Source organism: Schlesneria sp. (assembly GCF_036405755.1).
GTDB classification, from domain to species: Bacteria; Planctomycetota; Planctomycetia; order Planctomycetales; family Planctomycetaceae; genus Schlesneria; species Schlesneria sphaerica.
On sequence record NZ_DASWWZ010000381.1, the window covers coordinates 1 to 6,901 of the forward strand.

Below are 6,901 nucleotides of genomic sequence, written 5' to 3' on the forward strand. Positions count from 1 at the left end.
GTTGTCTCCGCTGGGCCGTAAGCGCTTCCTCGAATATATCGAGGCACTGCAGCGTGTGGTGGCCGATGCTTCGGAAGCAGCGAAAAAACACGTAGCAACCGCCTCACGCCTTGGCTTCTCGTGAAACGGTTATTTTTTTGCCCCTCCACTTTGCACTGCAAAGTTCAGGAGCACCACAGATGGAAACCAGGAACCTCCCCCGAGATGCCGGGGTCGCCGTGACCGACCCTCGTTTCGGCCAAGGCCGATGGCGCGAGGGATCGTCGCTGGGGTCGAATTCGTTCTCCAAGAAACCTCAGCGAGTGTGAGACAAAAGCGGGAACTGCAACGACACCGCAGGCATCGAATGCGTCTGGAGAAACAGGTCGTCCCGCCACGCACGGAAGCGTCGTGACGTTTGTCGTCTGAATTGAGTGTGAGAAAATCAAGGATCGAAAATATGCCAATGGTCGTTACCCAGCTTTGCCATGGCTGCAAAGCAAAGGACTGCGTTGCGGTCTGTCCTGCAGACTGCTTTCACGAAGGTGAGTTCATGCTCTACATCCACCCCGATAAGTGCATCGATTGTGGCCTGTGTGCACCGGAATGCCCGCAGCAGGCAATCTATTACGACGATCGCCTGCCGCCCGAGTTCCGGAATGACCTGAGCCTGAATCGCCAGATGAGCCAGTGTTGCCCGGGCATCACGGCTGCCAGTCTGCATCAGGCACATTCGTCCCCGTCCGTTTCACATCCGTCATGATCACCTGACACGACGGAAGAACGGAGCGAGTTCCACTTTCGAAAGGATCATCACATGCAAACTCTGACGACAGTCATCGTGAGTTCGCTGCTGATTGCCGCAGCCGGCGCGGGACTGGGATTCATGCTCGTTGGCAGCATCCACGAAGGTGCGTTCCTCATGGTCCTGCTCGGCAGCGTGGGAGCCATCGTCGGAGCCGTTGCGGGGGCCGCGCAAGAGATTTCTCACGCGGTCCAGCAAAAGCGCCACAGCGAATGACCTGCTTCGCAACCCGAACCGCCAGACATCCGCTCCCGGCTGGCCCCCAATCGCTTCAGCGGTCAGCGAATCCTTCCCGGTTCCGGAATCCCCGCTTCACGCAGTCGGGGGGCGGGTTCACTGCGCGGCTTGCTATCCGGCCGGGCGGGCTTGGCCGGTTTGACCTGCACCTGTTTGGTACTCAGTCGGCGACGAGAAATTTCCTGCCAATGTCGAATATCAATCTCGTACGGTCCATTCGGTTGCGCATAGTCGCCGAAGTCCGCCAGATACTTTTCGAGACGGCGAATCTTTTGTGACGCTTCCAGTTCGCCGGGATGATCGCTGCCAGGCGGGCGGCCCCAGACGATGTGCGAGCCCCCCTGTCCCACGAGTTCCAGAAGGACGTCGTGAGGTTCCGTCGCAGGATCGACTTCGCGTGGGATCGAGATCGCCTCGAACTTGAGCGACTGCCACTTATCAGCCAGGGTCTCTGCCAGCCGGGCCGCCGCCAGAATCGCAGGATCACTCCAGACCATCCCCGCCCGGACCCTGGGAAGGGCCGACACGTTTCGCAGGATCGGATAGTTCTTCTTATCGGCGGGCGAAAAATCGGCCGTCGGAAGGACGATCCCATTGGCATCGAGCGGGACCTGGCCACCGGGGACGTTGGCCAGCAGCACCGGTCGGCGGTACTTCAGCTCGATCGTGACCGATGCCGGGAACGATTTTCGGACTTGGACCACTTCTGCGACCCACGGGTGGCGACCAAAGGCCGCAGCCAGATCATCCGTCAGGGAATTCTCCAGCAGAGACAATTCGTCCGGCAGTCCGGACTGCTCGGCAACCTGGTCAATCAGATTCAACGGCACCGGTGCTGCGGGTGGAGGAACGAGCTGAACCTGCGACAACGCGATCCGGTACTCCGAACGCTTGGACAGATCCGGGAGTTTCTCGACGACGTACGGGGACGCCGCTGCAACACCCGCAAGAAGAGCCACCCGCAGCAATCTCAAAGGCTGAAACAGCCACCGAAGCCAGGGCCTGCTGCCGGAGGCGAGATTAACCTGCGCGTTGTTCGTCTTCCTGGCACGAGCCATTTGATTGCCGCAATTAAACTGATTAACCGACGAACGTTCTCAATCTGCCGGAACTTCTGCACGTCCGTCCCTGAAACAGCGAAGGACCGCATCGCCATTCAAGGAAAGCCCCGTGCTGCGGGAACCAGTATTCGTCTCATCGGATCTCCAGCAAGCGGCAGTTGATGCCGATATCCCCCCTGTGTCTGAGTTTCCGGCGTCTCGAGGTGCACATCCGGCAAAAGCGCCACAGCAGGCGCGTCAGCAGCAGGCCCATCGCCGAAGCGCAAGCGACCGAAAGACTGCTCTCTGCATGATCTGCAGCAATAACACTTCGACACGAAACGACTTCAGCCAAAATTCAGTTGACAGCCAGGGTATCATGGAAGTGGTGCCATGGCAGAAATTCTCTGTCAGCGAATCAGTCCCTGCTGTTATTATCCGCAGGAACCGGACGAGGTAGAGCTGCTGGCATCGACACCGTAAGAAGCGAATCAGGTCGACTTCTCCCCTTCTCAAGAGCGGGACAAAGCCGACGGCGAGAGCGCCCCAACTGGTTCTCAGACCCGGTTTCCGGTGATTCTTCTGGCGGCCGGGGAAGTGACTTTGAGGATTGAGGAACAGGCATGTTTCGATTCTGGACATCTGCGGTTCTGTGCACCCTGATCGCAGGGGTGGCCATCGCCAAAGAAGAAATCCCCACCAACGTCATTGCCGGTAAACAGGTCCCCGCCGACGCCAAAGTAAAAGTCGGCACCAAGCTGGTCGGGATCTGGGACAAGAAGAACTACATCGTCGAAGTGATCGAACTGAAACGCGATGGACAGATTCGGATTCACTGGGTCGGCTTCGACAAAAGTGATGATGTCGATGTTTCACCCAATGAACTCTATTTCATCGCGGACACCACACCGACACGCAAATCAAAGACGTCCGCGCTCCCCAAAGAGTTTCAGGCGTACGACAAAAACGGCGACGGGCAGATTGGCCTGTACGAATGGGATCGAGCCCGCTTTGCCGAATTCCGGAAGCTCGACAAGAACAACGACCACTTCCTGACACCTCAGGAACTTGCCAGTAAGTCGACCCCCGTCAGTACGGAAGCGGTCGCCACCACGAAGGACGTGACCCCGGCTGCCACTAAACCGACTGCAGCGGGTGCGACCGAGGCGGCGGAAGACCCCGGAAATCTCGAGCAGTATATCGGGATGATTGACCAGACCTTCCAGTTCAATCTCGTCGGCAAAACAGACGGCCGCGTCTTCGGGACCGGCACCTACACCACCAGCAGTGACCTGGCCACCGCCGCAGTCCACGCCGGGGTGCTGAAGGAAGGGGAAAAAGGGACCGTCAGCGTTAGTATTATCAAGTCGCCGGAAATGTTCGAAGGGTCCACCGCCAACGGTGTCACCAGCAGCGATGGTTCGGAATACACCGCTGCCTATAGGATCAAGTGACACCGACGGTCAGCCGGATAGGGGATTAATTCGCTCCGCTGATCGACAGCGACCCGCTCATGCGGCGACCGAAACGCCTCTTCACGAGTTGTTATCGGCCGGTGTTCACGCGGCTCCCGGTGCGAACAGAGTCGTAACGCATTCGGCGATGATCCGATTCTCGCCGTAGGCGCTTTCTTTTCGCAGGGCGTTCCAGAGTTCGGTCCCCCGTGCCACCGCCGTCCTTACGCGCTTGGGAAGGTGTTCCAGATCGAACTTACGGGGTGGGAACTTCCGACATTCGGCGTGCAGAGCTGCAGGAATCTCATGAATGTGCTGCACGGAGGTGAAGTCGACCAGGCCCACAAGGAGCGGATTCATGCGGCCTGCGATCATGGACCGCACATCGTCCTGATAAGCGATCATCGGCTTACCGAGCGTCCACGCCATCGCCGCTTCCGAGACTGCCCCCTCGTCAGGAACACGTCCATTCAGATTCCAGACAACGGCATCGCAGGCTACGACCAGCTGGTAGACATCCAGGGCGAAGATCGCCTCATGCAGAAATTGCCCCGCCAGAGCCGCTTCCCAGCCCTGTTCGATCAAGACTTCACGCACCAGACGAAATTCCATCCCATCTCGATGAGGCAAATAGACGGAATGCCCCGCTTCCACCAGCACATCGGCAATCGCCGTCATCTCCGTCCGTTCGGATTGGTTGAAGAGAGGTCCGGCACAGTAGACGCAGAGTGATTGCATGCGAGCGAGATTCCGTCAACAAATTGCGGGTGTCTGACACCGATTCGGCAGCCCGGATTCTATCGAGTCGACAAGCCCCTCGAAAATGTCATGTTGGGACGAATTCCACGACGCAATTGATCTCGCCTCAATCCCGCGCCGGCTCAAGGGATGGCGACGATTCCAGGGAAACAGGGAAAAAGACTGCTCTTCATCGGATCACACGGCACCCCTGCTGATCGCAGCAGACTCGGCCCTCGTCCCGATTCCTTGGGAACTCCAGCCAATTCTGCTGAAGGTCAATCAGAAAAATCGTTCATTCCGCCAGAACAAACGAATGAGCGGGCCACCACAAAAAAATTCCTCTATCTGTCGACGTAGGTCTTCGATATCATCATGGAGATCGTTTTTTCGACACTCATCAGGCTGAATGTTTTGATGTGGATCGTGCGACTGGTTTCGATGCTGGCTCTGGCGGTAGCACTTTTGCTGCCGGCACCGCTGTTTCGGGACTGTTGCTGCACCAAACGGGCCGAATCAACCCGCGTCACGCAGCCAAAACTCAGCCCCTGCTGTCAGGCTCGGCTCGCCGCACAGAAAGCGGCAAAATCCAAGCGAGCAGTCACGCGAGCTGTGTCACACACGCCGACCGGAACCGGATTATCTCGCCCCGATTGCCAGTGTCAGGCTGCCGAGGCGGTTCCCGCGATCGTGTCGGCTCATGAGCAGTCGGCACCCCTGGATTCGAATTCCCTGGTGGTCGGCACCCTTAAGTGGGCCCCTTCTTTCACGGAATCGGGAACTTCTCAGACCGCACAGCGCGATCTTTCGCGTGCTTCAGGGCCACCGCTCCGTAAGCTGCTTTGCCGCTGGGTGATCTAACACCCTCTTTCTTCTCTGTGCCTCTGTCTGTTCAGACGTCTTCTGTGTGTCAGTGCGCCAGTCCTGAGACTGGCACGACAAAACCCGTTGAAGTTTTGATTGGTTCCTGAACCACATCTCATTGCAAGAAGGAAATTCCATGTCGATCCAAAAACTCGGTACCATGCTCTGCTGTCTGTTGGCCGTTGGTGTGATGGCATTCGCTGCCGATGAAAAGGCCAAGCCATTCAAGGCCACCTGCCCCGTCTCCGGCCAGCCGGCCAAGGAAGACAAGACTGTCGATTACAAAGGTGGCAAGGTTTACTTCTGCTGCGGCGAATGCCCAGGCGCCTTCAAGAAGGACACCGCCAAGTTTGCGACCAAGGCCAATCATCAGCTCGCCGCGACTGGCCAGACCACTCAGACCAAATGCCCGCTGTCCGGTGCAAAGCTCAATCCAAATGCCAATGTCGAAGTTGGCGGTGTGAAGGTCGGATTCTGCTGCGAAAAATGCCAGGCCAAAGTCAGTGAAGCGAAAGGCGATGCCCAGGCGGAACTCGTCTTCGCCGATGCTCCCTTCGCCAAAGGCTTCGAAGTCAAGAAGTAAGATCAACTGAATCAACGGTCGATCGTTCGAAGGCAGGCAGGTCTCACAAAGACCTGTCTGCCTTTTTTCGTTGCCGTGCACTTCCCCCGCGCCAGACAGACTCCCGTCTGTGACTGCATCTTCGCCGTCCGACAGCGAGTGCTCGGTCCCTCGGTTTGTCTGGCTGCACACTTCCCCCGACGGATGCCACCTGGCGGTTTGCGTCATCGCGGCCTGTTACCGCTGAGGGAGTGAGAGAATCGCGTCACATGGTAATGCACTAGCGATCCCGAACCATCTTGGACATAATATTACAGACATCACGTCTACATTGCGGTCAGGGTCAGAGAGAGGCGCGGATCATGAGTACACAGGTTCGGGTTGTCGCGTTTGCCTGTCTGGCATGGATGCATCTGTATCACAGCTCTTTCGCGCAAGAGCCCCCTGCCTCACCGGGGCCTGAAAGCGAGCCCATCGAGTTCATCGATAATTCCCGTCCTCCTCAAACGGAAGTGTCGAATCCTCGACCGACGGAGACCGTCCCCACGGGCTGGGGGTTCGCCACATTCTCACCCGACAGCAAGTCGGTCGCCACGGTCTCAGTGCCCGAGGGTGCCGATGCCAAAGGGGAAGTCCTGATCTGGAATCTTGACGATCTGAAAGCCCCTCTCCGGATCGAGCTTCCCGGTAAGATCGCGATCGTCTCGTTTTCTCCTGATGGAAAGTGGCTGGCCATCGGACCGAATGAGCCCCGGGCGGGTGTCCAACTGGTCGACACCAAAACCGGCAAGGTCGGAATGACGCTGCCCGGTCCCGTGGCCAAAACCAACGTCATCACCTGGTCTCCCGACGGAACAGAACTCGTCCTGGGAAGTACCACCGATAAGACGGTTCGCGTCTGGAATGTCACGAAAAAAGAGTTTGTGCGGACTTACGAGCCGGAGGCATCCAAACTGCTGGCGATTGACCTGTCCGGCTCCGGTCGTCTGCTGGCGGCCATCATTCCCGCCAAAGATCCCGAAGGACTGGCCCTCTATGACGTGTTCGCGGGTACGGTCGAGAAATCGCTGAAAGGCCATAAACAGCAGATCGAGGGGGCTGCTTTCACAGGGGCAGGCAAACAACTGGCAACCGTCGGCTGGGATGCGGTGGTCCGGGTCTGGGACATCGACTCGGGAGAAGAAACGGCCGTGATCAAAGGCCACAAGAAAGGGATTCGCTC

General features: G+C 58.0%; 8 protein-coding genes. 6 read left to right on the forward strand and 2 right to left on the reverse strand.

Annotated elements, in window-relative coordinates:
- Positions 1–445: 445 nt before the first annotated feature.
- Positions 446–742 carry an indolepyruvate ferredoxin oxidoreductase subunit alpha gene (locus tag VGE80_RS13200; RefSeq protein ID WP_440593006.1) on the forward strand — a complete coding sequence of 99 codons (297 nt, stop codon included), beginning with the start codon at positions 446–448 and terminating at the stop codon, positions 740–742.
- Positions 743–796: 54 nt separating this feature from the next.
- Positions 797–1,000 carry a hypothetical protein gene (locus VGE80_RS13205; protein ID WP_440593001.1) on the forward strand — a complete coding sequence of 68 codons (204 nt, stop codon included), beginning with the start codon at positions 797–799 and terminating at the stop codon, positions 998–1,000.
- Between the two features lie 62 nt (positions 1,001–1,062).
- Here VGE80_RS13205 and VGE80_RS13210 read toward each other — a convergent pair whose 3' ends face one another.
- Positions 1,063–2,079, reverse strand: a complete 1,017-nt coding sequence (locus VGE80_RS13210; protein ID WP_440593002.1) for a cell division protein FtsQ/DivIB — start codon at positions 2,077–2,079, stop codon at positions 1,063–1,065.
- A gap of 605 nt (positions 2,080–2,684) precedes the next feature.
- On the opposite strand from VGE80_RS13210, the gene VGE80_RS13215 reads away from it, so the two are divergent.
- On the forward strand, positions 2,685–3,515 hold the full coding sequence (locus tag VGE80_RS13215; protein ID WP_373649535.1) for an LCCL domain-containing protein: 831 nt from the start codon (positions 2,685–2,687) through the stop codon (positions 3,513–3,515).
- Between the two features lie 105 nt (positions 3,516–3,620).
- Here the strand turns inward: VGE80_RS13215 and VGE80_RS13220 are convergent, their stop codons facing one another.
- Positions 3,621–4,253: a nucleoside 2-deoxyribosyltransferase gene (locus VGE80_RS13220; RefSeq protein ID WP_440593003.1), complete on the reverse strand. Its 633-nt coding sequence runs from the start codon at positions 4,251–4,253 to the stop codon at positions 3,621–3,623.
- Positions 4,254–4,628: 375 nt separating this feature from the next.
- Here VGE80_RS13220 and VGE80_RS13225 point away from each other — a divergent pair, with 375 nt between their 5' ends.
- From VGE80_RS13225 to VGE80_RS13235, 3 genes are all read left to right on the forward strand, one after another.
- Positions 4,629–5,114, forward strand: coding sequence for a hypothetical protein (locus VGE80_RS13225; protein WP_440593004.1), 486 nt, complete (start codon positions 4,629–4,631; stop codon positions 5,112–5,114).
- Positions 5,115–5,253: 139 nt separating this feature from the next.
- Positions 5,254–5,700, forward strand: coding sequence for a hypothetical protein (locus VGE80_RS13230; protein WP_373649538.1), 447 nt, complete (start codon positions 5,254–5,256; stop codon positions 5,698–5,700).
- A 341-nt stretch (positions 5,701–6,041) separates the two neighbouring features.
- Positions 6,042–6,901 (forward strand): WD40 repeat domain-containing protein (locus VGE80_RS13235; protein WP_440593005.1); only part of this gene is annotated, 860 nt, incomplete at its 3' end.

Bases quoted from the DNA above. Each gene is read 5' to 3' on its own strand.
- VGE80_RS13200 (WP_440593006.1), top strand. From the start codon at position 446: ATGGTCGTTACCCAGCTTTGCCATGGCTGCAAAGCAAAGGACTGCGTT.
- VGE80_RS13205 (WP_440593001.1), top strand. From the start codon at position 797: ATGCAAACTCTGACGACAGTCATCGTGAGTTCGCTGCTGATTGCCGCA.
- VGE80_RS13210 (WP_440593002.1), bottom strand. From the start codon at position 2,079: ATGGCTCGTGCCAGGAAGACGAACAACGCGCAGGTTAATCTCGCCTCC.
- VGE80_RS13215 (WP_373649535.1), top strand. From the start codon at position 2,685: ATGTTTCGATTCTGGACATCTGCGGTTCTGTGCACCCTGATCGCAGGG.
- VGE80_RS13220 (WP_440593003.1), bottom strand. From the start codon at position 4,253: ATGCAATCACTCTGCGTCTACTGTGCCGGACCTCTCTTCAACCAATCC.
- VGE80_RS13225 (WP_440593004.1), top strand. From the start codon at position 4,629: ATGGAGATCGTTTTTTCGACACTCATCAGGCTGAATGTTTTGATGTGG.
- VGE80_RS13230 (WP_373649538.1), top strand. From the start codon at position 5,254: ATGTCGATCCAAAAACTCGGTACCATGCTCTGCTGTCTGTTGGCCGTT.